This is a genomic window from Allobosea spartocytisi, assembly GCF_014764685.1.
GTDB lineage: Bacteria > Pseudomonadota > Alphaproteobacteria > Rhizobiales > Beijerinckiaceae > Allobosea > Allobosea spartocytisi.
Window position 1 is genome coordinate 119,652 of record NZ_JACXWY010000002.1, and the last position, 23,830, is coordinate 143,481.

General features: G+C 67.8%; 23 protein-coding genes. 17 read left to right on the top strand and 6 right to left on the bottom strand.

Translation table 11 applies throughout. The features are described from left to right. Positions 1 to 16: 16 nt before the first annotated feature. The 4 genes from thiO to IED13_RS03425 are packed head-to-tail and all read left to right on the top strand — an operon-like array spanning position 17 to position 2,630. Entirely contained in the window at positions 17 to 1,042 is a 1,026-nt protein-coding gene (gene thiO, locus IED13_RS03410) for a glycine oxidase ThiO (protein ID WP_191123383.1), read from the top strand. Next, the gene (gene thiS / locus IED13_RS03415; RefSeq protein WP_038368420.1) at positions 1,026 to 1,223 is read left to right on the top strand and encodes a sulfur carrier protein ThiS; all 198 of its coding nucleotides are present in this window, start codon (positions 1,026 to 1,028) and stop codon (positions 1,221 to 1,223) included. The genes thiO and thiS overlap by 17 nt, the downstream gene beginning before the upstream one ends. A gap of 1 nt (position 1,224) precedes the next feature. Next, on the top strand, positions 1,225 to 1,998 hold the full coding sequence (locus tag IED13_RS03420) for a thiazole synthase (protein WP_038368417.1): 774 nt from the start codon (positions 1,225 to 1,227) through the stop codon (positions 1,996 to 1,998). A 14-nt stretch (positions 1,999 to 2,012) separates the two neighbouring features. Beyond that, positions 2,013 to 2,630, top strand: coding sequence for a thiamine phosphate synthase (locus tag IED13_RS03425; RefSeq protein WP_191123384.1), 618 nt, complete (start codon positions 2,013 to 2,015; stop codon positions 2,628 to 2,630). A gap of 72 nt (positions 2,631 to 2,702) precedes the next feature. Here the strand turns inward: IED13_RS03425 and IED13_RS03430 are convergent, their stop codons facing one another. Both IED13_RS03430 and IED13_RS03435 read right to left on the bottom strand, forming a co-directional pair. Continuing rightward, positions 2,703 to 3,017: an Rdx family protein gene (locus IED13_RS03430; protein WP_191123385.1), complete on the bottom strand. Its 315-nt coding sequence runs from the start codon at positions 3,015 to 3,017 to the stop codon at positions 2,703 to 2,705. A gap of 102 nt (positions 3,018 to 3,119) precedes the next feature. After that, positions 3,120 to 3,938 carry an IclR family transcriptional regulator gene (locus IED13_RS03435; protein ID WP_133565681.1) on the bottom strand — a complete coding sequence of 273 codons (819 nt, stop codon included), beginning with the start codon at positions 3,936 to 3,938 and terminating at the stop codon, positions 3,120 to 3,122. A gap of 172 nt (positions 3,939 to 4,110) precedes the next feature. On the opposite strand from IED13_RS03435, the gene IED13_RS03440 reads away from it, so the two are divergent. Genes IED13_RS03440 through IED13_RS03470 form a run of 7 tightly spaced genes read left to right on the top strand, consistent with a single transcriptional unit; the run spans position 4,111 to position 10,773 of the window. Next, positions 4,111 to 5,166: an ABC transporter ATP-binding protein gene (locus tag IED13_RS03440; RefSeq protein ID WP_191123386.1), complete on the top strand. Its 1,056-nt coding sequence runs from the start codon at positions 4,111 to 4,113 to the stop codon at positions 5,164 to 5,166. Continuing rightward, the gene (locus IED13_RS03445; protein WP_191123387.1) at positions 5,163 to 6,014 is read left to right on the top strand and encodes an ABC transporter permease; all 852 of its coding nucleotides are present in this window, start codon (positions 5,163 to 5,165) and stop codon (positions 6,012 to 6,014) included. The genes IED13_RS03440 and IED13_RS03445 overlap by 4 nt, the downstream gene beginning before the upstream one ends. An 11-nt stretch (positions 6,015 to 6,025) precedes the next feature. Then, positions 6,026 to 6,820 carry an ABC transporter permease gene (locus IED13_RS03450; RefSeq protein ID WP_113255074.1) on the top strand — a complete coding sequence of 265 codons (795 nt, stop codon included), beginning with the start codon at positions 6,026 to 6,028 and terminating at the stop codon, positions 6,818 to 6,820. Positions 6,821 to 6,825: 5 nt separating this feature from the next. Next, on the top strand, positions 6,826 to 7,116 hold the full coding sequence (locus IED13_RS03455; RefSeq protein WP_142020668.1) for a (2Fe-2S)-binding protein: 291 nt from the start codon (positions 6,826 to 6,828) through the stop codon (positions 7,114 to 7,116). Then, positions 7,113 to 8,522 (top strand): FAD/NAD(P)-dependent oxidoreductase, encoded by a 1,410-nt coding sequence (locus IED13_RS03460; protein ID WP_191123388.1) that lies wholly within the window; start codon positions 7,113 to 7,115, stop codon positions 8,520 to 8,522. The genes IED13_RS03455 and IED13_RS03460 overlap by 4 nt, the downstream gene beginning before the upstream one ends. Beyond that, complete coding sequence (locus IED13_RS03465) at positions 8,519 to 9,724, top strand: NAD(P)/FAD-dependent oxidoreductase (protein WP_191123389.1); 1,206 nt, start codon at positions 8,519 to 8,521, stop codon at positions 9,722 to 9,724. The genes IED13_RS03460 and IED13_RS03465 overlap by 4 nt, the downstream gene beginning before the upstream one ends. Next, complete coding sequence (locus IED13_RS03470) at positions 9,721 to 10,773, top strand: extracellular solute-binding protein (protein WP_191123390.1); 1,053 nt, start codon at positions 9,721 to 9,723, stop codon at positions 10,771 to 10,773. The genes IED13_RS03465 and IED13_RS03470 overlap by 4 nt, the downstream gene beginning before the upstream one ends. Before the next feature lie 279 nt (positions 10,774 to 11,052). Here IED13_RS03470 and IED13_RS03475 read toward each other — a convergent pair whose 3' ends face one another. Both IED13_RS03475 and IED13_RS03480 read right to left on the bottom strand, forming a co-directional pair. Further along, positions 11,053 to 12,546, bottom strand: coding sequence for a carboxypeptidase M32 (locus tag IED13_RS03475; RefSeq protein ID WP_191123391.1), 1,494 nt, complete (start codon positions 12,544 to 12,546; stop codon positions 11,053 to 11,055). Between the two features lie 161 nt (positions 12,547 to 12,707). Further along, positions 12,708 to 13,799 carry an NADH:flavin oxidoreductase/NADH oxidase gene (locus IED13_RS03480; RefSeq protein WP_191123392.1) on the bottom strand — a complete coding sequence of 364 codons (1,092 nt, stop codon included), beginning with the start codon at positions 13,797 to 13,799 and terminating at the stop codon, positions 12,708 to 12,710. Between the two features lie 174 nt (positions 13,800 to 13,973). Between IED13_RS03480 and IED13_RS03485 the strand changes: the two genes are divergently transcribed. From IED13_RS03485 to IED13_RS03500, 4 genes are all read left to right on the top strand, one after another. Further along, positions 13,974 to 14,765 (top strand): enoyl-CoA hydratase/isomerase family protein, encoded by a 792-nt coding sequence (locus IED13_RS03485; RefSeq protein WP_191123393.1) that lies wholly within the window; start codon positions 13,974 to 13,976, stop codon positions 14,763 to 14,765. 165 nt (positions 14,766 to 14,930) lie between these two features. Continuing rightward, the gene (locus IED13_RS03490) at positions 14,931 to 15,410 is read left to right on the top strand and encodes a MarR family winged helix-turn-helix transcriptional regulator (protein WP_191123394.1); all 480 of its coding nucleotides are present in this window, start codon (positions 14,931 to 14,933) and stop codon (positions 15,408 to 15,410) included. A gap of 15 nt (positions 15,411 to 15,425) precedes the next feature. After that, on the top strand, positions 15,426 to 16,616 hold the full coding sequence (locus IED13_RS03495; protein ID WP_191123395.1) for an efflux RND transporter periplasmic adaptor subunit: 1,191 nt from the start codon (positions 15,426 to 15,428) through the stop codon (positions 16,614 to 16,616). Continuing rightward, positions 16,613 to 19,747, top strand: coding sequence for an efflux RND transporter permease subunit (locus tag IED13_RS03500; RefSeq protein WP_191123396.1), 3,135 nt, complete (start codon positions 16,613 to 16,615; stop codon positions 19,745 to 19,747). The genes IED13_RS03495 and IED13_RS03500 overlap by 4 nt, the downstream gene beginning before the upstream one ends. A 133-nt stretch (positions 19,748 to 19,880) precedes the next feature. Here the strand turns inward: IED13_RS03500 and IED13_RS03505 are convergent, their stop codons facing one another. Beyond that, positions 19,881 to 21,119: an aspartate kinase gene (locus IED13_RS03505; RefSeq protein WP_038368386.1), complete on the bottom strand. Its 1,239-nt coding sequence runs from the start codon at positions 21,117 to 21,119 to the stop codon at positions 19,881 to 19,883. A gap of 141 nt (positions 21,120 to 21,260) precedes the next feature. Here IED13_RS03505 and ubiG point away from each other — a divergent pair, with 141 nt between their 5' ends. Next, the gene (ubiG, locus tag IED13_RS03510; RefSeq protein ID WP_191123397.1) at positions 21,261 to 22,016 is read left to right on the top strand and encodes a bifunctional 2-polyprenyl-6-hydroxyphenol methylase/3-demethylubiquinol 3-O-methyltransferase UbiG; all 756 of its coding nucleotides are present in this window, start codon (positions 21,261 to 21,263) and stop codon (positions 22,014 to 22,016) included. A gap of 12 nt (positions 22,017 to 22,028) precedes the next feature. Here the strand turns inward: ubiG and IED13_RS03515 are convergent, their stop codons facing one another. Beyond that, positions 22,029 to 22,331: a hypothetical protein gene (locus tag IED13_RS03515; protein WP_191123398.1), complete on the bottom strand. Its 303-nt coding sequence runs from the start codon at positions 22,329 to 22,331 to the stop codon at positions 22,029 to 22,031. 202 nt (positions 22,332 to 22,533) lie between these two features. On the opposite strand from IED13_RS03515, the gene ccrA reads away from it, so the two are divergent. Further along, on the top strand, positions 22,534 to 23,805 hold the full coding sequence (ccrA, locus tag IED13_RS03520; protein WP_133565671.1) for a crotonyl-CoA carboxylase/reductase: 1,272 nt from the start codon (positions 22,534 to 22,536) through the stop codon (positions 23,803 to 23,805). Positions 23,806 to 23,830: the final 25 nt, after the last annotated feature.

Here is a 23,830-nt window from a genome sequence, read left to right on the forward strand (position 1 = left end):
GGAGCATGGGAAGCGCATGGCACAATTGCCGCATCGGCCAAGCCAGACCACCGTCGCGATCGTCGGCGCCGGCGTCGTCGGCCTCGCCTGCGCCGTCGAGTTGCTCGACAGGGGCGCGGCCGTCGTCATCCATGAGCGCGGTCCGCGCATCGGCGCCGAGGCCTGCTCCTGGTATGCCGGCGGCATGCTGGCGCCCTGGTGCGAGGGCGAGAGCGCCGAGGAGCCGGTGGTGCGGCTCGGGCAGGAGGCGGCCGGCTGGTGGGAGCGGCATACGGGTGAGGTCGCGCGACAGGGCACGCTCGTCGTCGCGCCGAGCCGGGATCGTTCGGAGCTGCGCCGCTTCGGCCAGCGCACCAGCCATTTCGAGGAGATCGACGGCGAGGCGATCGCGCGGCTGGAGCCCGATCTCGTCGGGCGCTTCGGGCGCGGGCTGTTCTTCGCAGCGGAGGCGCATCTCGATCCGCGCCGGGCGATCAAGGCCCTGGGCGACAAGGTTCTCGCGCAAGGCGGGACGATCCATTTCGAGAGCCCGGTCGAGCCGGCCGAGCTCGACGCCGACATCGTGCTCGATTGCCGCGGGCTTGCGGCCCGCGACGTCCTGCCCGATCTGCGCGGCGTCAAGGGCGAGATGCTGATCCTGAAGAGCGACGAGATTGCGCTGTCGCGTCCGGTCCGGCTGCTGCACCCGCGCATTCCGCTGTATATCGTGCCGCGTGCGGACGGGCATTTCATGGTCGGCGCGACGATGATCGAGAGCGGCGCGCGCCGGCGCATCTCGGCCCGGTCCATGCTCGAGCTGCTCGGCGCGGCCTATGCGCTGCATCCGGCCTTCGGCGAGGCTGAGATCGTCGAGATCGGCACCGATGCCCGCCCGGCCTTTCCCGACAACCTGCCGCGGCTGACGCGCCGGGGCCGGGTGATCCATGTCAACGGGCTCTACCGCCACGGCTTCCTGCTCAGCCCCGCCATGGCGCGGATGGCGGCCGATGCCGTATTGAACCCGCAATCCCGACCGGAGATGCTGCATGACCTTGCTGCTTAACGGCGCGCCCCAGGACATCGCGGGCAAGACGCTGGCCGAGGCGCTGGCCGAGCTCGGCTATGCCGGCCGGATCGTCGCCACCGCTGTGAACGGCGAATTCGTCCCGGCCCGCAAGCGCGCCGAGACCGCGCTCAACGACGGCGACCGCATCGAGGTCGTCGCGCCGATGCAGGGAGGTTGAGATGGCGTCCTTCTACGGCTTCGAGCCGCAAAATCCGCTTTTCCTCGGCACGGCGCAATATCCGTCGCCCGCCATCCTGGCCGAGGCGGTCAGGCGTTCGGGCGCCGAGGTGGTCACCGTCTCGCTGCGCCGGGAATCGGCCGGCGGCGGGGCTGGGCAGGCGTTCTGGACATTGATCCGCGAGCTCGGCGTCAAGGTGCTGCCCAACACCGCCGGCTGTCACTCGGTGAAGGAGGCCGTGACGACGGCCCAGATGGCGCGCGAGGTCTTCGGCACGGACTGGATCAAGCTCGAGGTGATCGGCGAGGACGACACGCTCCAGCCGGACGTGATCGCCCTGGTCGAGGCGGCCCGCATCCTTTCCGATGACGGCTTCAAGGTCTTTCCCTACACGACCGAGGACATCGTCGTCGGCGGACGCCTGCTCGATGCCGGCTGCGAGGTGCTGATGCCCTGGGGCGCGCCGATCGGCTCCGGCCGGGGCCTCAACAACCCTTATGGGTTGCGCACCATGCGCCAGCATTTCCCGGACATCCCGCTCGTCGTCGATGCCGGCATCGGCCTGCCGTCCCACGCCGCTCAGGCGATCGAGATGGGCTATGACGGCATCCTGCTCAACACCGCCGTCGCCAAGGCCGGCGATCCCGCCGCGATGGCGGAAGCCTTCGCGCTTGCGATCCGTGCCGGCCGGCTCGCCTTCGGCGCGCAACCGATCGAGGCGCGCGACATGGCCGCTCCCTCCACCCCCGTCATGGGCAAAGCCTTCCTGGCCTGAAAGACGTATTCCGCATGACGCTCGATCCGTTCTACCCGATCTTCGACAGCGCCGACTGGATCGCGCGGATGCTGCCGCTCGGCATGAAGCTGGTGCAGCTGCGCGTGAAGGACCGGCCGGAGCCGGAGGTCGCCCGCGAGATCGCCCGCGCGAAGCGGCTCTGCGCCGAGGCCGGCTGCGTGCTCGTCGTCAACGATTACTGGAAGCTCGCGATCGAGGAAGGTTGCGATTGGCTGCATCTCGGCCAGGAGGATCTCGACACCGCCGATCTCGGCGCGATCCGCAAGGCCGGCCTGAAGCTCGGCGTCAGCAGCCATGACGAGGCGGAACTCGAGCGCGCGCTGGATACGCAGCCGGACTATGTCGCGCTCGGGCCGGTCTATCCGACGATCCTGAAGCAGATGCGTTTCGGCCCGCAGGGGCTGGAGAAGCTGGGCGAGTGGAAGCGCCGCATCGGCGCCCTGCCATTGGTCGGCATTGGCGGCATCTCGCTGGAGCGGGCGCCGGGCGTCTTCGAGGCCGGCGCCGATATCGTGGCGGCCGTGACGGATATCACGCTGAACGCCGATCCCGAGGGGCGGCTGAAGGCCTGGGTCGCGGCGACGCGCGGGCGCCTTTCTCCCGCTTCCTGAACGCCGTCATCCCGGATCAGCGCAGCTTCGCCCGGGATGACAACCAGCGATGTCGCTGGTGAAAGGAGAGCCTCAGCTCTCGGCGTCCTCCGACATCGCATGCCCGTCGACATGGCCGAGGTTGCGCTCGGGGTCGAGCCGGTCGCGGACGCGCTGCTTCAGCACCTTGGAATCGGGGAAGCCGCCATCGGTCTTGCGGTCCCAGATCAGCTCGCCGTCATAGGTGATCTGGAAGATGCCGCCGGTGCGCGGGATCAGAGCGACCTCGCCGAGATCCTGCCCGAAGGTGGAGAGCAGCTCCTGGCCGAGCCAGGCCGAGCGCAGCATCCAGTTGCACATCGAGCAATAGGTGATGGCGATGCGGGGAGCGGGCTTGGTTTCGGTCATGGCGGAGCACCGTGGCAAGGAATGTCGCCCCGACATCCCGCTTCCGCTGCCGCGATGCAAGCCCGAAAGCGGCATGGCGGCTGCGCTCGGAGCTGGAGCCGATCAGCCCGCGACCGTGCTCAGGCTGCGCGAGGGATAGCGCAGGGTCACGTCGAAGGGGTTGAGCTTGGCGCCGAGCTCGTCGGCCTCGCCCCGCAGGATGGCGACGACGCTGGGCAGCCGGTCCTCGCGCAGCCGCTCGGCCAGCGTGCCGACGCTCAGCGCCGCGACGACGCGCCGCTGCGCATCGAAGACCGGCACGGCGACGCCGGCCATGCCGGGGATGAGGCCGGTGTTGAGATTGACCCAGCCTTGCGCCCTTGCGGCCTCGATCGCGCAGCGCAGCGCCGGCTCGTCGATGAAGCCGCGGTCGAGCAAGCGGGGCATGTTGAAGCGGATCACCGCTTCGCGCTCGGCGTCCGGCAGATGCGCCAGCATGGCGAGGCTGCCCTGGCCGATGCCGAGCGGGACCTTGCCGCCGATGTCGCCGGTGAAGGAGCGGATCGGGAAGGGGCCCTCGATCCGGTCGAGGCAGACCGCGTCATAGCCGTTGCGGACCAGCAGGAAGATCGTGTCACTGAGCGTGGCCGAGAGCCTGAGCAGGGTCGGGCGGGCAAGTTCGCGCAAGCCGCCGGCCTGCCCGGCGCGGGCCGCCAGCACGAAGAAGTCGAGTGCCAGCCGGTAGCGCTTGCCGCCGCTGGCCTGCTCGACGAAGCCCTCCGCCATCAGGTCGCGCAGCGCCCGGTGGGCCGTCGGCTGCCCGCAGCGGGCGGCATCCGCGATGTCCTTCAGCCGCATGCCGCCGCTCTCGCCATCGGCGAGGACGCGCAGCAGGCCGAGCGCGCGGCGCAGCGAGGAAAGCGGTTCGGGCGAGGCTTCCATAATCGAAATCCAGATGCTTAGGTATGGATCAAAATTCCATATAACGGAATTTAATCAATAAAAATTCTCTAATGCGGAATTCAAGATTGACGAAATTGTGTCGGCCTCGCTTTCGTAGCGGCATCGCAGTCCGGCTTTCCGGCTAAGGGAAAGCCCACCGATCGAGGTGCCGATGGGCTTTCTGACGCTGCAATCGTTGAGCAAGGTCTTCGGCGACTTCACCGCCGTCCGCGATGTCGACCTCAGCGTCGCCCAGGGCGAATTCGTCTCGCTGCTCGGCCCTTCCGGCTGCGGCAAGACCACGACGCTGCAGATGATCGCCGGCCTCGTCGAGCCGACCAGGGGCACGATCACCCTCGACGGACGCGACATCACCCGCGAGAAGCCGAGCCGCCGCGGCCTCGGCATCGTCTTTCAGAGCTATGCGCTCTTTCCGCATATGACGGTGGCCGAGAACGTCGCCTTCGGCCTGGAGATGCGCAAGGTCGCGAGGCCGGAGCGCGACCGGCGTGTCAAGGAGATGCTCGGCCTCGTCCATCTCGCCTCTTTTGCCGAGCGCTATCCGCGCCAGCTTTCGGGCGGCCAGCGCCAGCGCGTCGCCATTGCCCGCGCCCTCGTCATCCAGCCGCCCGTGCTGCTGCTCGACGAGCCGCTCTCGAACCTCGACGCCAAGCTGCGCGAGGAGATGCAGTTCGAATTGCGCCGCATCCAGCGCAGCGTCGGCACCACCACCATCATGGTCACGCATGATCAGGCCGAGGCGCTCTCGATCAGCGACCGTGTCGTCGTGATGGAGCAGGGCCGCATGACCCAGATCGATGCGCCCTATCGCCTCTATGAGCGCCCGGCGACGGCCTTCATCTCCTCCTTCGTCGGCAAGATGAACCGCATCGACGCGGTCTGGCGCGGCGGACGGGCCGAGGCCGCGGGGCTTGGCCTTCCATCCGAGGCGGCGAGCCTGCCGGACGGGGCCTCCATCGGCGTCGCGGTCCGGCCGGAGAAGATCCTGCTCGGCGCGGCCGGGCAGGGGCTGTTCGATGGCACGGTCACGAGCCGCTTCTTCCTCGGCAGCTACTGGCTGTTCAATGTCGAGACGCCGGTCGGAAACGTCGTCGTCTCTCTGCCCAATCAGGGCGCCGAGCCGGTGGCGGAGGGCGCGCTCGTCTCGCTCGGCTGGCCGCCCGAAAGCGCATCGATCGTGGCGGCCGCGGCGGGAGCGGCGGCATGAAGTCCCGCGCGCTGACGCCCTGGCTTCTGGTCTCGCCGGCGACGCTGCTGTTCCTCGGGCTGGTGATCCTGCCGCTCATCCTGACGGTGATCCTGTCCTTCCACGTCTACGATCACACCACCGGCATCCAGGACAGCTTCACCGTCGAGCATTATGTCCGGGTCGTCACCGACGACTACTACCTCGCGATCTTCTGGCGCACGCTCAGGCTCGCCTTCCTCACGACACTGATCTGCGCCGTGATCGGCGCGCCGGAGGCTTATGTGCTCTCGCGCATGGGCGATCCCTGGCGCTCGATCTTCCTGCTGGTGATCATCGGACCGCTGTTGGTCTCTGTCGTGGTGCGCGCCTTCGGCTGGAGCATGCTGCTGGGCTCGACCGGGCTGGTGAATCAGTCGCTGCGCGCGCTCGGCTTCGGCAGCGTGAGATTGCTCTACACCGAGACGGCGATCGTGATCGCGCTCGTCCACGTCATGCTGCCCTTCATGGTCATCCCGGTCTGGACGGCGCTGCAGAAGCTCGATCCCGCGGTCGAGGCGGCGGCCCTGACGCTGGGCGCCTCGCGCTTCACGGCTTTGCGCCGGATCGTGCTGCCGCAGGTCTCGCTCGGCATGCTCTCGGGCAGCCTGATCGTCTTCGGCCTCTCGGCCAGCGCCTTCGCCATTCCCGGCCTGCTCGGCGGCCGGCGTCTCAAGATGGCGGCGACGGTGGTCTACGACGAATACATGTCGGAGCTGAACTGGCCGCTCGGCGCCGCGATCGCGATCATCGTGCTCGTCGCCAACCTCGCCATCATGCTGGGCTACAACCGTCTCGTCGAGACGCGCGCCCGCCGGGCCCTGGGCTGAGGTCGCGCGCCATGCACAAGAACGGCCCCATCGCGCTCCTCTTCCACGGTCTTGTCGTCGCCTTCGTGCTGGCGCCGCTCGTCGTGGTCTGCCTCGTCGCCTTCACGCCCGAGAACACGCTCTCGATCCCGACGACCTCGTTCTCGCTGCGTTGGTTCGCCGCGATCTTCCAGCATCCCGATTTCGTGCCCTCCTTCTACAACAGCCTGTGGCTGGCGACGCTGGCGGCGACGATTTCCGTCGCGCTCGCCGTGCCGGCCGCGCTCGCCATCGACCGCTACCGGTTCCCCGGCCGCGACTGGTTGAACGGGCTCTTCCTTTCCCCGCTGATCATCCCGCATCTGGTGCTCGGCGTCGCGCTTCTGCGCCTTTTCGCGCTGATCGGCGCGACCGGTTCCTTCGCCTGGCTGGTGGCCAGCCATGTCATCATCGTCACGCCCTATGTGATGCGCCTCGTCATGGCCGCCTTCACCGGCATGGACCGCAGCGCCGAGCAGGCGGCCGAGACGCTCGGCGCCTCGCACTGGACCGTGTTCCGCCGGATCACCGCGCCGATGATCCTGCCCGGCATCACCGGCGGCTGGCTGCTCGCCTTCATCAACAGCTTCGACGAACTGACCATGTCGATCTTCGTCACCTCGCCGCAGACGGTGACGCTGCCGGTCCGCATGTACATGTATGCGACCGAATCGATCGACCCGATGATGGCGGCGGTGTCGGCCCTGATGATCGCGTTGACCGCCGGCGCCATGCTGGTGCTCGACCGCGCCTTCGGCCTCGACAAGATCCTCGTCGGCCAGAAGTGACGATCATGCCGCTGCTGCGTCGCATCGCCCGCAAGGATCATCCCGTCATCGCCTTCACGCTTGACGGCGCGCCTTGCGAGGGCCGGGCCGGCGACACGCTGCTGAGCGCGATCCTGAACCGCACGGAGAGCCTGCGCCGCACCGAGTTCACCGGCGAGCCGCGCGCCGGCTTCTGCCAGATGGGCGCTTGCCAGGATTGCTGGGTCGCGACCGAGACCGGCGAGCGCCTGCGCGCCTGCACGACACCGCTTCAGCCCGGCATGAACATCGTCACCGGGACGGCGAGGGTGGCATGAGCGAACGCCGCCAGCCACTGATCGTCGGTGCCGGTCCCGCCGGCATCCGCGCCGCCGAGGCACTCGTCGCGGCGGGCCTGCGCCCGTTGGTCGTCGACGAGGCGCCGGCCTGCGGCGGCCAGATCTACCGCCAGCGCCTCGTCCAGGACGGTCGCTCGACCAAGGATCTCTACGGTTCCGAAACCGGCAAGGCCGAACGGCTCCACGCCGCCTTCGCTGCGCTCGAAGGCCGCATCGACTACTGGCCGCAAGCGCTGCTCTGGAATTTGCGTGACGGCGTGGCCGATATCGCCGTCGGCGGCACCGCCCGTCGCGTCGCCTATGACGGGCTGGTGCTCGCCACCGGCGCGACGGACCGCGTCCTGCCTGTTCCCGGCTGGACGCTCCCCGGCGTCTTTACCCTCGGTGGCTCGCAGGTCGCGCTCAAGGCGCAGGGCTGCGCCATCGGCAGCCGCGTCGTCTTCGCCGGCTCCGGCCCGCTGCTCTATCTCGTCGCCTGGCAGTACATGAAGGCGGGCGTCGAAGTCGCCGCCGTGCTCGATGCTGCCCCGGCCTCCGCCAAGCTCAATCTCATCAAGGCCCTGCCGCTCGATCCCGGCATCGTGCTGCGCGGGGCGCGCTTCGTCGCCGAACTGCGCCTGCGCGGCGTCGTCATCCGCTCCGGCATCGAGGGCCTGCGCTTCGAGGGCGAGGGCAGGGTTTCCGGCGTCTCCTGGCGGGAGGGCGGGCGCGAGCGGCGCCTCGCCTGCGACGGCGTCGGCTACGGGCTCGCCTTGCGCTCGGAGACGCAGCTCGCCGATCTCGCCGGCTGCGCCTTCCGCTTCGATGCGCGCGACCGCGCCTGGTTGCCCCAGCGCGACGCCGCCGGCCGGGCCTCAGTGGCGGGTGTCTATCTCGCCGGCGACGGTGCCGGCATTGCCGGCGCCGATGCGGCCGAGCGCGCGGGCGAGCGCGCCGCACTGGCCTTGCTGGAGGATCGTGATCTCGCCATCGACAAGGCCCGTGCCGTCACGCTCGAAGCGGAGCTGGCCCGCATCGGCAAGCTGCGCGACGCGCTCGAAACCGCCTTTCCTTTCCCGGCCCATTGGGCAGAGACGATCGACGATGCGACCACGCTCTGCCGCTGCGAGGAGATCACGGCCGGCAGCATCCGCGAGGCTGTGAACCGTCTCGATATCTCCGAGATCAACCGGCTGAAGGCGGTGAGCCGCGTCGGCATGGGCCGCTGCCAGGGCCGGATGTGCTCCTCCGCCTCTGCCGAAGTGCTGGCCGCCGCGACGGCCAAGCCGCTCGATGCCGTCGGCCGTCTGCGGGCGCAGGCCCCGGTGAAGCCGATCCCGCTCGCCCTCCAATTGGCGGCCGATCTGCCGGAGGCCGCGGCAAACTTGCCGGAGGCAGCAGAGTGAGCCGGCATCTCGACATCGACGTCGCGATCATCGGCGGCGGGCTGGTCGGCTCCTCGGCGGCGCTAGCGCTGCGCGGCATGGGGTTCAGCGTCGCCCTGCTCGACAAGGGCTTTTGCGGCGCGCAGGCGAGCGGCGTGAACTATGGCGGCGTCCGCCGGCAAGGGCGGCCGCGCGAGCAGTTGCCGCTCTCGCAGCGCGCCCATGCCATCTGGCCGCGCCTCAAGGAACGGATCGGCATCGACGGCGAGTTCCTGCGCTCCGGCCATCTCAAGCTCGCCCGCAGCGAAGCCGAGATGGCGGCGCTGGAAGCCTACGCCGAAGCGGTCGCAGATCAGGGGCTCGATCTCGAGCTCGTCGGCCATAACGGCCTGCGCGAGCGCTTCCCCTGGATCGACGGCAGCATTTTGGGCGCCTCGCTCTGCGCCGGCGATGGTCACGCCAATCCACGCCTCGTCTCGGCAGCCTTCGCCAGCGCCGCGCGCCGTGCCGGGGCGCATGTGCTGGAGAACACGCCGGTCACCGGCCTCACCCGCAATGGCGAAGGTTTCGCGCTGGAGGCGGGCGAGGGCATCGGCCTGAGCGCGCGCGTCGTCATCAACAGCGCCGGCGCCTGGGCCGACCGTTTCGCCACGGATTTCGGCGAGCCGGTGCCGCTCTCGCGCATCTATCCCTCGATGATCGTCACCGAGCCGCTGGCCCCGGTCATGACCGTGAATATCGGCATGGAGGGTGGCGGCATCTACGCCCGTCAGGTCGAACGCGGCAATGTCGTGGTCGGCGGCGAGCGCGGCCTGCCGCTCGACGATCCCGATTTCTCGCGGCCGCGCGGCGCGGGTGCGCTCGCGATCATGAACCGCACCGCCGAAATCTTCCCCGCGCTGCGCCACGCCCAGGCGATCCGCTTCTGGTCGGGGACGGAGGCGGCGATGCCGGACCGCAACCCCGTGATCGGCTTCAGCGGCACGACGCCCGGCCTGCTCCATGCCTTCGGTTTTACCGGGGCCGGCTTCCAGATCGCGCCCGGCGTCGGCGAGGTTTTGGCCGAACTCGTCCGCGACGGCCGAACGCCTACGCCGATCGACGCCTTTTCCATCACCCGCTTCAGCCGGCCGCCCGTGCCGCCGGAGAACGACGACCGCACCAGCCACGGCTCGGGTGCGGGTCCACATCCAGAGCCGCAAAGCAGGGGAGCTTCAACATGATCACCCGTCGCAATCTTTTGGCCGGAACTGTCGCAGCCGTCGCGCTGGCCGCCGCCGGCAGCGCCTTCGCCCAGAGCAAGACCCTCTATATCGGCATGAACGGCGGCAATTTCGAGCGCACCTATACCCAGGGCGTCTTCCCGGATTTCGAGAAGGCCAACAACGTCAAGGTCGTGGTCGTGCCCGGCACCTCGGCCGATATCCTCGCCAAGGCGACCGCGGCCAAGGATAAGCCGCAGATGCATGTCATGTTCCTCGATGACGGCGTCATGGTCCGCGCCATCGGCGCCGGCCTCTGCGAGAAGCTGAAGCCCGGCCCGGAGCTCGGCCAACTCGCGCCCGGCTCGGTCATGAAGGACAACATGGCGGCCGGCATCGACATGGGCATGACCGGGCTCGCCTATAACAAGAAGATGTTCGACGAGAAGGGCTGGGCGGCGCCGACCTCCTGGATGGACCTGGCCGATCCCAAGTTCAAGGACAAGGTCGTCTTCCAGTCGGCCTCCGCCTCGTCCTTTGGCCTGCATGCCTTCCTGATGTTCAACCGCATCCAGGGCGGCACCGAGGCCAATGTCGAGCCCGGCTTCACCAAATTCCGCGACACGATCGGCAAGAACGTCATCGAATTCATCCCGAATTCGGCCAAGATCTCTGAGATGGTCCAGACCGGCGACGCGGCGATCTTCCCGCTGACCCCGACGGGCGTCGCCACTCTCAAGGACAAAGGCATCCCGGTCGAATACGCCCAACCCAAGGAGGGTTCGGTGGTGCTGATGGTGGCGGAATGCGTCATCGCCAACAATTCCGAGCCGGAGCTGTCGCAGAAGCTCGCGGCCTATCTGCTCTCGGCCGAGGCGCAGGCCAAGGCGATGGCCTTCGGCAACGGCGTGCCCTCGAACACCACCGCCAAGGCGCCGACCCCCGAGGCACAGGCCAAGCTCGACGTCTTCAACACCAATATGAAGACGGCGGTCACGCTGGACTGGGACGCGATCAACGCCAAGCGCCCGGAATGGAACAGCCGCTGGAACAAGATGATCGAGCGCTGAGCCGCCCGCTCTTTCGATGAGATTACGGCCGGTCCGCAAGGACCGGCCGTTTTTCGTTTCGAGGGATTCGCGTGCCGCTTCAGCCGACGCGTTCAAGTCACTGAGATGAATCACAAAGGCGCGGGTCATCCCGGACAAGCGGCAAAGCCGCGTAGATCCGGGATCCATGCCTGAGCCTTGCTCGGAGATGCTCCGGCATGGATCCCGGGTTTCCGCTTCGCTTCACCCGGGATGACTGTGCGGGGAACGACAAGGCAATGTGCCGATCCATTCGGGCCCTCACACCTCCTCGACATAGCGGCGGCGCAGATGCGCCTTGAACACCGCGGCGTCGAGCGGCCGGCCGGTCGCTTCCGTCAGCAGCGCGTCGGTCGGGAGCAGCGAGCCCTTGCCGTGGATGTTCGCGCGCAGCCAGCCGACGAGCGGCGAGAAATCGCCCTTGCCGATGCCGGGCAGGATGCCGGGCTCGGCCCGCGTCGCCGCGTCGAAGATCTGGGCTGCCGTCATCGCGCCGAGCGAATAGGTCGGGAAATAGCCCCAGCCGCCCGAGGGCCAGTGGATGTCCTGCAGGCAGCCGCGCCGGTCGTCCGGCACGGTGACGCCGAGCAGGGATTTCATCCCGTCGTTCCAGGCGGCGGGCAGTTCGGCAAGCGGCATGGCGTCGGCGATCAATGCCTTCTCCAGCCGGTAGCGCAGGATGATATGGGCCGGATAGGTCACCTCGTCGGCGTCGACGCGGATGAAGCCGGGCTCGACGCGGGTGTAGCGGCGCCACATCGCCTCGCTCTCCCAGGCCGGGCCGGCGCCGCCGAAACTCTCCCGCATCAGCGGCGTGGCGAAGGCGAGGAATTGGCGCGAGCGGCAGGCCTGCATCTCCATCAGCAGCGATTGGCTCTCATGGATGCTCATGCTGCGGGCGGCGCCGACCGGCTGGTTCAGATAGCCTTGCGGCCGGCCCTGCTCGTAGAGCGCATGGCCGGTCTCGTGCAGCACGCCCATCAGCGCCTTGGTGAAATCGGCCTCATCGTAGCGCGTGGTGATGCGGACATCGTTGTCGGCCCCGCCGCAGAACGGATGCGTCGAGATGTCGAGCCGGCCGCGCTCGAAATCATAGCCGAGCGCCGCCATCAGCCTGAGACCGAGCGCCCGCTGCGTCTCGGTCGCGAAGGGGCCCGCGAGCGGCTCCTGCGCCGGCCGGCGCGCCTGCACCGCCACGACCTCCTGCGTGAAGCCGGGCAGGAAATCGGCGAGGTCGTCGAACAGCGCGTCGATCTTGGCCGAGCTTCCGCCGGGCTCGTAATCGTTGAGCAGGGCGTCATAGGGTGAAAGCCCGAGCTTCTCGCCCTTGGCCCGGCCGATCTGACGCTGGAGGTTCAACACTTCGGCGAGATAGGGCAGGAGCCCGGCGAAGTCGGACTCGGCCCGCGCCTGCCGCCAGCGCATCTCGCAAGCCGAGACGGCCTTGCTCGAGGCCTCGACGAGATCGGCCGGAAGGGCAGTGTCGACCGTCCAGACGCGCCGGATCTCGCGCAGATTGGCCTTTTCCCAGGCGCCGAGCGAGCCGTCGCTCTCGGCCTTGGCCAGCCAGTCGCCGATCCTTGCATCCGTCACCATGCCATGGCGCAGCACCTGCAGCAGCGCCATGCTCTCGGCCCGCGTCTCGGCGGCGCCCTTCGGCATCATCACATCGGAATCCCATTGCAGGATGCCGACGGCGTTGGAGAGGGCACTGATGCGGCCGAAATGGGCGGCGAGATCGGAATAGGCGGTCATGGGGTTTGGCTCTGTGCTTTCGTGTCTTGTGCGCTGTCATCCCGGACGAAGCGAAGCGCAGATCCGGGATCCATGCCTGAGCGCTCGTCGGTTGCGTTCCGGCATGGATCCCGGGTCTCCCTGCGGTCGCCCGGGATGACGACGGAGCGAATCTGGAGAATTCAGGCGAACAGCTTGGAATATTGCCGTGGCTGCGAGCGCAGATACTGGTTCGGCGCCTTGACGCTGGCGCCGAGGGCCGCCGCCGCATGCCAGGGCCAGCGCGGATCGTAGAGGATGCCGCGCGCCAGCCCGACGAGGTCGGCCTCGCCGGTGCCGACGATCGCTTCCGCCTGCTCGGGCTCGGTGATCAGGCCGACCGCGATGGTGCTCACGCCCGTCGCTTCCTTCACGGCTCGCGCCAGCGGCACCTGGTAGCTCGGGCCGAGCGGGATCTTCTGCGCGGCCGAGAGCCCGCCGCTGGAGACATGGATGAAATCGGCGCCGCGAGCCTTGGCGGCCTTGGAGAAAGCGATGCTCTGCTCGACATCCCAGCCGCCGTCGACCCAATCCGTGCCGGAAATCCGGAAGCCGACGGGGTAGCCCGCCGGCACGACCGCCCGCACCGCGTCGAAGACCGCGAGCGGAAAGCGCATCCGGTTTTCCAGCGAGCCGCCATATTCGTCCTCGCGCCGGTTGGAGAGCGGCGAGAGGAACTGGTGCATCAGATAGCCATGGGCGGCATGCAGCTCGATCGCCGCGAGGCCGAGCCGCACGGCGCGCTGCGCCGAGGCGGCGAAAGCCTCGACGATCCGGGCGATGTCGCCTCCCGTCAACGAGCGGGGCGGGCGGGGATAGCTCTCGAAGCCGACCTCCGAGGGGGCATGGACCGTCCAGCCGCCCTCGTTGAGGCCGAGCTGGTGGCCGCCCTTCCAGGGACGATCCACTGAGGCCTTGCGGCCGGCATGGGCGAGCTGGACGCCGATCGGCATATCCGACCAGCGATGCGCCGAATCGAGCACTTTCGCCAGTGCGGCCTCGTTCTCGTCCGACCACAGGCCGAGATCGAAGGGGCTGATCCGTCCGTCCGGCTCCACCGCCGTCGCCTCGAGGAAGAGCAGGGCGGCGCCCGAGAGGGCGAGGTTGCCGAGATGGATCACGTGCCAATCGCTGGCATTGCCGTCTTCGGCCGAATATTGGCACATCGGCGCGATGACGATCCGGTTGGCAAGGGTGAGATTGCCAAGCTGATAGGGGCTGAAAAGCTGGCTCATGGGGAAGGTCGGCTCTGGGTGAGGGGATGTTGCCCGTAGTCTAGAAGCTCCGCGCCGCGGGAAGCCAGAGCCGTTCACGCAAATGCGCTGCCTCATCGACGCGGGGCCACCCCTCGCCAAGGCGCGGCGGGATGATAGCCTGCCGCCGATCCTCGCCGTCACGGAGTCCATCGCATGTCAGATCACGCGGAAACTGTTCTGCTCGAACGGGATGGCGGCGTCGCCGTGCTGACGCTCAACCGCCCGGCCGTGCTGAACGCCCTCGATGCGCCGATGGCGGAGCTGTTCCTCGCCCGCGTGAAGGATATCGCGGCGCGCGGCGACAGCCGCGCCATCCTGCTGAAGGGTGCGGGCAAGGGTTTTTGCGCCGGCGGCGACGTTTCGCAATTCCTGGCCGGCGGCGACCCCGCCGTGACGATTCCCGCGATCATGGAGCCGCTGCACGAGGCCCTGCTGTTGCTCGATCGCCTCCCGCAGCCCTCCGTCGCCTGCCTGCATGGGGCGGTGGCGGGTGGCGGCTTCAGCCTCGCGCTCGGTTGCGACCTTGCCGTCGCGGCCGAGAACGCCCGTTTCGCGATGGCCTATTCCCGCCTCGGCACGACGCCGGATCTCGGCGGCTCCTTCCGCCTGTCGCGCCTGGTCGGCTTGCGCAAGGCGAAGGAGATCGCGCTGCTGGCCGAGCCTTTTGACGCCGCCGAGGCGCTGCGGCTGGGCCTCGTCAACCGCGTGGTCCCCAACGAACAGGCGGAAGCGGAGGCGCTCGCTCTCGCCCGCCGCCTCGCAGAAGGGCCGACGCAGGCCTATGGCCGCGTCCGCCACCTGCTGACGGAGGCGGCCGGCCATGATCTCGCCGCCCATCTGGCTGCCGAAGAGCGCGCCTTCGCGGAATCGACCGCCACCGCCGATTTCCGGGAGGGCGTGGCGGCCTTCCTGGAGAAGCGCCCGGCCCGGTTCGGGGGCGAATGAGGCCCGCAAAGGGCCACGCCGTGTCGGGCGGAGGCCGCCCTTCTGGCTCGGCCCGGTGCCGCGCCTGGCATGGTCGGGCAATTTCTCGCAGTTGCGAAATCGTGACTATAAAACCGCCGCAATCTGACTTACTATGAGCAGGCTTACAATCACGGAGGCCTATGCATGAAGCGCCCCCTGCGGCGGGAGCTGATGTTTCAGCTTGTCGAAACCTCTCGCCTGATGAGGACCTATGTCGATCAACGTGCGCGGGAGCACGGAACGACACGGGCGCAATGGGGCGTTCTGGCGCGGTTGCGCCGCCAGGAAGGACTGAACCAGGCCGCGCTGGCCGAGCAGATGGATCTGCAGCCCATCTCGCTGGCGCGCCTGCTCGACCGCCTGCAGCATCAGGGCTTGATCGAGCGCCGCGAGAATCCGGCCGATCGCAGGGCTTATCTCCTCTATCTCAGCCCGACGGGCCGGCGACTGGTCGATGATCTCGACGAGGTGCGTGGCACGATCGCGCATGAGCTGCTCGGCTCGGTCGGAGACGAGGCGATCCTGTCGGCGCTCGACACGCTCGGGGCGATCCGTGAGCAGATCCGGCCCCAGCGGGCGGATGACAAGACGCAGCAGCCGCTTTCGGCTGGTCGCATGGCCTGAGCCGGTGGGGCAACTATGAAGCGTTCGGGATTTCTTGTCGGCTTCGTTCTGGTCGCCGCTGTTGCGGCGGGCGTCTGGTATACGCGTTTGCAGGGCGAGAAGGCGCCGCAGGCCGCCGGTGCCGGGCGGGGCGCCCCCGCGGTGTCTGTGGTGTCGGCGGTGGCGGAGCAGGCGGATTTCCCGATCCGCAAGCACGCCATCGGCTTCGTCGAGACGCCGGCGAGCGTGACGGTGAAGTCGCGTATCGACAGCCAGATCGTCGCGCAGCACGTCACCGACGGCCAGTTCGTCAAGGCGGGCGACCTGCTGTTCACGCTCGACGACCGCGACATCAAGGCCCAGATCGCCAAGGATGAGGCGATGCTCCTGCGCGACGAGGCGACCCATACGCGCAACGTCGCCGATCTCGAACGCTACAAGCAGCTTTTCGCCCGCAATGCCGGCACCCAGCAGCAGGTGGATCTGGGCACGGCCGACGAGAAGAGCTCGGCCGCCAACATCCAGGCCGATCATGCGACGCTCGACGCCGACAGGCTCAAGCTGAGCTATACCCGCATCCTCGCCCCCATCGACGGGCGGGTCGGCGCCGTGATGGTCACGCCGGGCAATCTCGTCAGCGCCAACAGCAACAACAGCAGCACCGGCCTCCTGACGATCACGCAGATGAAGCCGCTGCGCGTCTCCTTCGCCTTGCCCGAGAGCGAGCTGCCGACGCTGCATGCCGCGCTTCTCGCGCCGGATTCGGCCGTGGTCACGGCGAAAATTCCCCAGGCCGGCGACCAGCCGGCCGTGGGCAAGCTCAACTTCGTCGATTCCAATGTCGACATCACCTCGGGCACGATCACGGCCAAGGCAGCCTTCGCCAATGACGATCTGCGTCTCTGGCCGGGCCAGTATGTCGATGTCGAGTTCATCCCCGACACGCTGAAGGGCGTCACCGTCATCCCGACGGTCGCGGTGCAGACCGGCCAGAAAGGTCCCTACGTCTTCGTCGCCAAGGCGAATTCGACGGTGGATCTGCGCCAGATCAAGGTCGCGCTCAGCGATGGCGGCAAGACGGCGGTGACGGAAGGCCTCGCGCCGGGCGAGCGCGTCGTCGTCGACGGCCAGATGCGCCTGAAGCAGGGCACGGCGGTGCGCGAGCGGGGAGCCAGCGGCGAGAAGGCGCCGGTGAGCACGCCGGTCGCGCAGGAGGGGCACTCATGAACGTCTCGTCCTTCTGCATCAGGCACCCGGTCGCGACCATCCTGATGTCGGTCGCGCTGGTGCTGGCCGGGACGTTCGCCTATCGCTTCCTGCCGGTGGCGGCGCTGCCGCGCGCCGAGTTCCCGGTCGTCAACGTCTCGGCCCAGTTGCCCGGCGCTTCGCCCGACACGATGGCGACCTCGGTCGCCACACCGCTGATCAAGCAGTTCGGCACGATCGCGGGCATCGATTCGATCTCCACCATCAACGCGCAAGGATCGACCTCGATCGCGATCCAGTTCGTGCTGAACCGCGACATCGACGCGGCTGCGGCCGACGTGCAGGCTGCGATCACGCGCACGCAGAAGCAGTTGCCGATCGAGATGACGACGCCGCCGAGCTATCGCAAGGTGAATCCGGCCGACGCGCCGATCATCCTGATGGCCCTGAAGAGCGATGTCGTGCCGCTCTCCGATCTCGACGCCTTCGCCCAGCAGGTGATCTCGCCCGCGCTCTCGACGGTGGATGGCGTCGCGCAGGTGCTGATCTTCGGCAGCCAGAAATACGCCGTCCGCATCCAGATCGACCCGACGGCGCTTGCCGCGCGCGGCATCGGCCTCGACGAATTGCAGGCCGCCATCACTGCGACCAACGCCAACACGCCGGTCGGCACCATCCAGAACAGCGCTCAGCAGCTCACCATCGAGGCGCATACCCAGCTCGCCGACGCGGCGCAGTTCGCCAACGTCATCATCACCACCCGCTCGGGTAAGCCGGTGCGTCTCGGCGACGTCGCCAAGGTGATCGATTCCGTCGAGAACACCCAGACCCGCAGCAGCTATGACGGCGTTCCGGCGATCGTGCTCGCGGTGCAGCGCCAGCCCGACGCCAACACCGTCGAGGTGGTCGATCGCGTCAAGGCGATGATCCCGGCCTTCGAGGAGCAGTTGCCGGCCGCGGCCTCGCTCTCGCTGCTGAACGACCGCTCGACCTCGATCCGCCAGGCGGTGGACGACGTGCAGTTCACGCTGCTGCTCACCGTCGCGCTGGTCGTCATGGTCATCTTCGTCTTCCTGCGCCGCGTCGCCGCAACCTTCATCCCGGCGGTGGCGGTGCCGATCTCGGTCATCGCCACGCTGGCGGCGATGTATCTGTTCGGTTTCTCGATCGACAACATCTCGCTGCTGGGCCTGACCCTTTCGGTCGGCCTGGTCGTCGACGACGCCATCGTCATGCTCGAGAACATCGTCCGCCATATGGAGGAGGATGGGCTTTCCGCCTTCGATGCCTCGCTGAAGGGCGCCAGCGAGATCGGCTTCACCATCATCTCGATCTCGCTCTCGCTGGTCGCGGTCTTCATTCCGGTCCTGCTCATGGGCGGCGTCGTCGGGCGCATCTTCAACGAGTTCGCGGTGGTGGTGACGGTCTCGATCCTGGCCTCCGCCTTCGTCTCGCTGACGCTCACGCCGATGCTCTGCTCGCGCCTGCTCTCGGGCTATGGCGAGCATCATCAGGAGAATGCCGTCGGGCGCTGGCTCGAGAAGGGTTTCGAGGCGCTGTTGCATGGCTATGACCGCGGCCTCGCCTTTTGCCTGCGCTTCCAGCCGGTGGTGCTGCTCGCCTTCTTCGCGACCATGGCCGGCACGGTCTGGCTGATGCAGACCTCGCCGAAGGGCTTCTTCCCGCAGGAGGATATCGGCCAGCTCCAGGTCGCGACCGAGGCGCGGCAGGATGTGTCCTTCGATGCCATGCAGAAGCTGCAGCGGCAGGTCGCCGACATCTTCATGCATTCGCCCTATGTCGCCCATGTCGCGTCCAGCGTCGGCGCGACCAACGGCAATGCCGGCGCGCTCAATGCCGGGCGCCTCTTTGTCGAGCTGAAGCCGCAGGACAAGCGGCCGCAGCTCTCCGTCGTGCTGTCGTCGCTGCGGCGCGATCTCGCGCAGGTGCCGGGCATCAACACCTATATGACGCCGGTCCAGAACCTCAATATCGGCGCGCGCTCCTCGAAGAGCCAGTACCAGCTCGTCGTCCAGGGCCTCGACCAGAAGGCGATGAACGACGGGGCGCTACGCCTCGCCGACGCCATGAGCCGCGAGCCCTCGACCTTCCTCGACGTGACCACCGACCTGCAGAACAACGCCCTGCAGGCGACGGTGATCATCGACCGCGACAAGGCCAACCAGCTCGGCATCGGCTCGGACATCCTGCGCTCGACGCTCTATTCGGGCTTCGGCGTCCGGCAGGTCTCGACGATCTACACCACGGGCGACAGCTATCAGGTCGTCGTCGAGTTCAACCCCAACGACCAGTGGACGCCGGAGCGGCTGAACGCGATCCGCGTCCGCACCAAGACCGGCACCCTCGTGCCGCTCGGCGCCTTCGCCAGGATCGAGCGCACGGCGGGCCAGCTCACGGTCAACCAGCTCGGCCAGCTTCCGGCGGTGACGATCTCCTACAACCTGCCGGCCGGCGTCGCGCTCGGCGACAGCGTCAACCGCATCGGCGTGCTGAAGGAGCAGATCGGCCTGCCGAAATCGATCACGACGACGCTCGCCGGCACGGCCAAGGTCTTCCAGGACTCGCTGGCGAACCAGGGCCTCCTGATCGCGGGCGCGATCCTGACGATCTACATCGTGCTCGGCATTCTCTACGAGAGCTTCATCCACCCGCTGACCATCCTGACCGGCCTGCCTTCGGCGGCGATCGGCGCGCTCGGAGCGCTGAGGCTGTTCGACCTCGACCTCTCGGTCATCGCGATCATCGGCCTGCTGATGCTGATCGGCATCGTCAAGAAGAACGCGATCATGATGATCGACGTCGCGCTGGTGCTCCTGCGCGAGGGCGTGTCGGCGCAGGAGGCGATCCACAGGGCCTGCGTCATGCGGTTCCGGCCGATCCTGATGACGACGCTGGCGGCGCTGATGGGCACGCTGCCGATCGCGGTCGGCGCCGGCGCCAGCGCGGAGCTGCGCCAGCCGCTCGGCATCGCGGTGGTCGGCGGCCTGATGATCAGCCAGGTGCTGACGCTCTTCATCACCCCCGTCCTGTTCCTTTACATGAACAGGCTCTCGGACGGGCTGGTGAAGCTCGGCGGGCTCTTCCGCAGCAACAAGCACAAGCCGGTGGGCGCGCCTCATCCGGCGGAATAGGCGTCTCGCGCCTTCCGTCATTCCCGGGGCGAAGCGCGGCTTCGACCCGGGAAGCTCATGCAGGATAGGGCGCTTTTCCGAGATGCTCGGGTCGAGCCCGAGCTGACGGCCTTGGGTTGGCCGTATCGCAGCCTCAGGCTGCGTCGAGGCCGTAGAGCGAGTGCAGCGTGCGCACCGCGAGCTCGGTATAGGCCGCATCGATCAGCACCGAGAACTTGATCTCGGAGGTCGTGATGGCGCGGATGTTGATGCCCTTCTCGGCCAGCGCCCGGAAGGCGCGGGCGGCGACGCCGGCATGCGAGCGCATGCCGATGCCGATCGCCGAGATCTTCACCACATCGGTCGCGCCCTGGATGTCCTGATAGGAGATCGTATCGTGCTTGCTCTCGAGCAGCGTGCGGGCGCGCTCGTAATCGGCCGTCGGCACGGTGAAGGTGATGTCGGTCGTCGCCTGATCGTCCGAGACGACCTGGATGATCATGTCGACATTGATGTTGGCATCGGCGAGCGGGCCGAAGATCGCGGCGGCGACGCCGGGCTTGTCGGCCACGCGCCGGAGCGTGATCTGGGCTTCGTCCCGGGAGAAGGCGATGCCGGTGACGATCTGCTGTTCCACGATGTCGTCCTCGTCGCAGATGAGGGTGCCAGGATTGGGGTTTTCGGGGTCGTCGAAGGAGGAGCGCACATAGGTCGGCACGCGCTGCGTCATGGCGATCTCGACCGAGCGCACCTGCAGCACCTTGGAGCCGAGCGAGGCCATTTCGAGCATTTCCTCGAAGGAGACCTTGTCCATGCGCTTCGCCTTGGGAACGATGCGCGGATCGGTGGTGTAGACGCCGTCGACATCGGTGTAGATGTCGCAGCGATCGGCCTTCAGGCCGGCGGCGAGCGCGACAGCGCTGGTGTCGGAGCCGCCGCGGCCCAGCGTCACGATGCGGTGCGTGCGCGGGTTCACGCCCTGGAAGCCCGAGCAGACCGCGATCTCGCGGTTGCGGTCGAAGCCGGCGAGGATGCCGGCGCCGTCGACGCTCTCGATGCGCGCCGCGCCATGCGCGTCCGAGCCGTAGAGCGGGATCTGCCAGCCCTGCCAGGAGCGGGCCGGCAGGCCCATCTCCTGCAGCACGATCGCCATCAGGCCGGAGGTGACCTGCTCGCCCGAGGCGACGACGACGTCGTATTCCGCCTGATCGTGCAGCGGCGCCGCTTCCTTGGCCCAGGCGACGAGCTCGTTGGTCTTGCCCGACATCGCCGAAACCACGACCGCGACCTCGTTGCCCGCGTCGAATTCGCGTTTGACGTGCCGCGCCGCGTTCTTGATGCGCTCGACAGTGGCGACGGAGGTGCCGCCGAATTTCATCACCAGACGGGCCATGACGATCTTTTGGCTCTCGATAGCTGTCCCGGTTGGAAAGCCGGGTCGAAACGTCGCCCTCGCACTGGCGGCGGGGCGGGTGTAGATGACGGGCGGCAGGCGCGGTGTCAATGCGGCGCCGCATAAACGAGGGACCGGTTCATGGCGGCTGCGACGCAACGCACAGGCTCGACGATCGACCCGGCCGAGGTCGCCCGCTTCGATGCGATCGCGCGCGACTGGTGGGATCCGAAGGGGCCGATGGCGGTCCTGCACAAGTTCAACCCCGTGCGCCTCGCCTATGTCCGCGACGAGGCCTGCACGCATTTCGGCCGCGATCCCAAGCAGATGCGGTCGCTCGAAGGCCTGACGCTGGTCGATATCGGTTGCGGTGGCGGCGTGCTCTCCGAGCCGCTGGCGAGGCTGGGTGCTGAGGTGACGGGGCTCGACCCGGCTCCGACCAATATCGCCGTCGCCCGCGCCCATGCCGAGAAGGGCGGGCTCGCCATCGACTATCGCGAGGAGACGATCGAGGCGGTCGTCGCCTCCGGCCAGCGCTTCGACATCGTGCTGGCGATGGAGGTCGTCGAGCATGTCGCCGATGTCGAGGCCTTCGTCGCCGCCTGCTGCGCGGCGGTGAAGCCCGGCGGGCTCCTCGTCATGGCGACGCTCAACCGCACGCTGAAATCCTATGCGCTCGCCATCGTCGGCGCCGAGTATGTGCTGCGCTGGCTGCCCCGGGGCACGCATGACTGGGAGAAGTTCGTCACCCCGGCCGAGCTCGGCGGTGCGATCGAGAGCAATGGCTTCACGCTGGGCACGCAGACCGGCGTGGTCTTCAACCCGCTGACCGGCCGCTGGAGCGCCTCGCGGGATATGGACGTCAACTACATGCTCGCCGCCAGCCGCGGCGACTGAAAGCCCGGCGCCTCAGGGGCGCAGGACCGCCAGGACGAGCAGGAGCAGAAGCCCCGAGCCGGTCGCGATGCCCGCCTTGACGGCCGCGGGGTCGAAGCGCGTCGGGAAGCCGTAGCGGTGCCAGAGCCAGGCGCCGACAAAGGCGCCGATCAGGATGATGCCGGCGTTGAAGCCGGTGCCGTAGGCGTTCTCCCCGAGCAGTAGATCGGCAATCCAGCCGAACATCAGGGCGGCGAGCAGGATCAGGACCACGACGAGGATCAGCGACAGAAGCGGCAGATCGGGCAGGCCGACGATCGTCAATAGGGCGCGCATGGCTTTCTCGCCTCGCTTGAACGGCTTGATCATCCGCCGAAACCGTGAAGGAATCGGCAAAATCCCGATTTCGGGCGATCATTTTGCGCTGCAAGGTAATTCCTTAGGCGAATGGCGCGTTGCAACATAAGGTGCATGATCGCCGTCCAAAGCCGCCGCAGTGCCGCAAGGACGAAGACAGGCGGGGAGCAGGGAGACGACGATGTCGAAGCCGCAAGCTGCCGTGAAACCGCTCAAGGATCTCTACGAACTCGACGAGTTGCCGCCGCTCGGCCATGTGCCGGAGAAGATGTACGCCTGGGCGATCCGGCGCGAGCGCCACGGAGCGCCGCAGGACTCGTTCCAGGTCGAGGTCGTGCCAACATGGTCGATCGGCGAGGAGGAGGTTCTGCTCCTCGTGATGGCGGGAGGCGTCAACTACAATGGCATCTGGGCCGGCCTCGGCCAGCCGATCTCGCCCTTCGACGTCCACAAGGCTCCGTTCCATGTCGCCGGCTCCGATGCCTCGGGCATCGTCTGGGCGGTCGGCTCGAAGGTGAAGCGCTGGAAGGTCGGCGACGAGGTCATCGTCCACTGCAACCAGGACGATGGCGACGACGAGGAGTGCAATGGCGGCGACCCGATGTTCTCGCCGTCGCAGCGCATCTGGGGCTACGAGACGCCGGACGGCTCCTTCGCCCAGTTCTGCCGGGTGCAGTCGCGCCAGCTCATGCTGAAGCCGAAGCATCTCTCCTGGGAGGAATCCGCCTGCTACACCCTGACGCTGGCGACCGCCTACCGCATGCTGTTCGGCCACGCTCCGCACACCATCAAGCCGGGCGACAACGTCCTGGTCTGGGGCGCCTCCGGCGGTCTCGGCGTCTTCGGCGTCCAGCTCTGCGCGGCGTCCGGCGCCAACGCCATCGGCGTCATCTCGGACGAGACCAAGCGCGACTACGTGCTCGGCCTTGGTGCCAAGGGCGTCGTCAACCGCAAGGATTTCAACTGCTGGGGCCAGATGCCCAAGGTCAATTCGCCCGAGTACAACGAGTGGACCAGGGAAGCCCGCAAATTCGGCAAGGCGATCTGGGACATCACCGGCAAGAAGGACGTCGACATCGTCTTCGAGCATCCGGGCGAGGCGACCTTCCCGGTCTCCTGCCTCGTCGCCAAGCGCGGCGGCATGGTGGTGTTCTGCGCGGGCACCTCGGGCTTCAACATCACCTTCGACGCCCGTTATGTCTGGATGCGGCAGAAGCGCGTCCAGGGCTCGCATTTCGCCCATCTCAAGCAGGCGAGCGCCGCCAACCAGTTCGTGCTCGACCGGCGCATCGACCCCTGCATGTCCGAGGTCTTCCCCTGGGACAAGATCCCGCTCGCCCATCACAAGATGTGGAAGAACGAGCATGCGCCGGGCAACATGGCCGTGCTGGTCTACGCGCCGCGCACGGGCTTGCGCACCTATGAGGATGTGGCGGAGGCGCTGGGAGGGTAGGGGATCCGCATATCCGGTTGCAAAA

Bases quoted from the DNA above. Each gene is read 5' to 3' on its own strand.
- IED13_RS03500 (WP_191123396.1), top strand. From the start codon at position 16,613: ATGAACGTCTCGTCCTTCTGCATCAGGCACCCGGTCGCGACCATCCTG.
- IED13_RS03485 (WP_191123393.1), top strand. From the start codon at position 13,974: ATGTCAGATCACGCGGAAACTGTTCTGCTCGAACGGGATGGCGGCGTC.
- IED13_RS03445 (WP_191123387.1), top strand. From the start codon at position 5,163: ATGAAGTCCCGCGCGCTGACGCCCTGGCTTCTGGTCTCGCCGGCGACG.
- ccrA (WP_133565671.1), top strand. From the start codon at position 22,534: ATGTCGAAGCCGCAAGCTGCCGTGAAACCGCTCAAGGATCTCTACGAA.
- ubiG (WP_191123397.1), top strand. From the start codon at position 21,261: ATGGCGGCTGCGACGCAACGCACAGGCTCGACGATCGACCCGGCCGAG.
- IED13_RS03435 (WP_133565681.1), bottom strand. From the start codon at position 3,938: ATGGAAGCCTCGCCCGAACCGCTTTCCTCGCTGCGCCGCGCGCTCGGC.
- IED13_RS03470 (WP_191123390.1), top strand. From the start codon at position 9,721: ATGATCACCCGTCGCAATCTTTTGGCCGGAACTGTCGCAGCCGTCGCG.
- IED13_RS03450 (WP_113255074.1), top strand. From the start codon at position 6,026: ATGCACAAGAACGGCCCCATCGCGCTCCTCTTCCACGGTCTTGTCGTC.
- IED13_RS03420 (WP_038368417.1), top strand. From the start codon at position 1,225: ATGGCGTCCTTCTACGGCTTCGAGCCGCAAAATCCGCTTTTCCTCGGC.
- IED13_RS03425 (WP_191123384.1), top strand. From the start codon at position 2,013: ATGACGCTCGATCCGTTCTACCCGATCTTCGACAGCGCCGACTGGATC.
- thiS (WP_038368420.1), top strand. From the start codon at position 1,026: ATGACCTTGCTGCTTAACGGCGCGCCCCAGGACATCGCGGGCAAGACG.
- IED13_RS03455 (WP_142020668.1), top strand. From the start codon at position 6,826: ATGCCGCTGCTGCGTCGCATCGCCCGCAAGGATCATCCCGTCATCGCC.
- thiO (WP_191123383.1), top strand. From the start codon at position 17: ATGGCACAATTGCCGCATCGGCCAAGCCAGACCACCGTCGCGATCGTC.
- IED13_RS03505 (WP_038368386.1), bottom strand. From the start codon at position 21,119: ATGGCCCGTCTGGTGATGAAATTCGGCGGCACCTCCGTCGCCACTGTC.
- IED13_RS03475 (WP_191123391.1), bottom strand. From the start codon at position 12,546: ATGACCGCCTATTCCGATCTCGCCGCCCATTTCGGCCGCATCAGTGCC.
- IED13_RS03515 (WP_191123398.1), bottom strand. From the start codon at position 22,331: ATGCGCGCCCTATTGACGATCGTCGGCCTGCCCGATCTGCCGCTTCTG.
- IED13_RS03430 (WP_191123385.1), bottom strand. From the start codon at position 3,017: ATGACCGAAACCAAGCCCGCTCCCCGCATCGCCATCACCTATTGCTCG.
- IED13_RS03480 (WP_191123392.1), bottom strand. From the start codon at position 13,799: ATGAGCCAGCTTTTCAGCCCCTATCAGCTTGGCAATCTCACCCTTGCC.
- IED13_RS03495 (WP_191123395.1), top strand. From the start codon at position 15,426: ATGAAGCGTTCGGGATTTCTTGTCGGCTTCGTTCTGGTCGCCGCTGTT.
- IED13_RS03490 (WP_191123394.1), top strand. From the start codon at position 14,931: ATGAAGCGCCCCCTGCGGCGGGAGCTGATGTTTCAGCTTGTCGAAACC.
- IED13_RS03460 (WP_191123388.1), top strand. From the start codon at position 7,113: ATGAGCGAACGCCGCCAGCCACTGATCGTCGGTGCCGGTCCCGCCGGC.
- IED13_RS03440 (WP_191123386.1), top strand. From the start codon at position 4,111: ATGGGCTTTCTGACGCTGCAATCGTTGAGCAAGGTCTTCGGCGACTTC.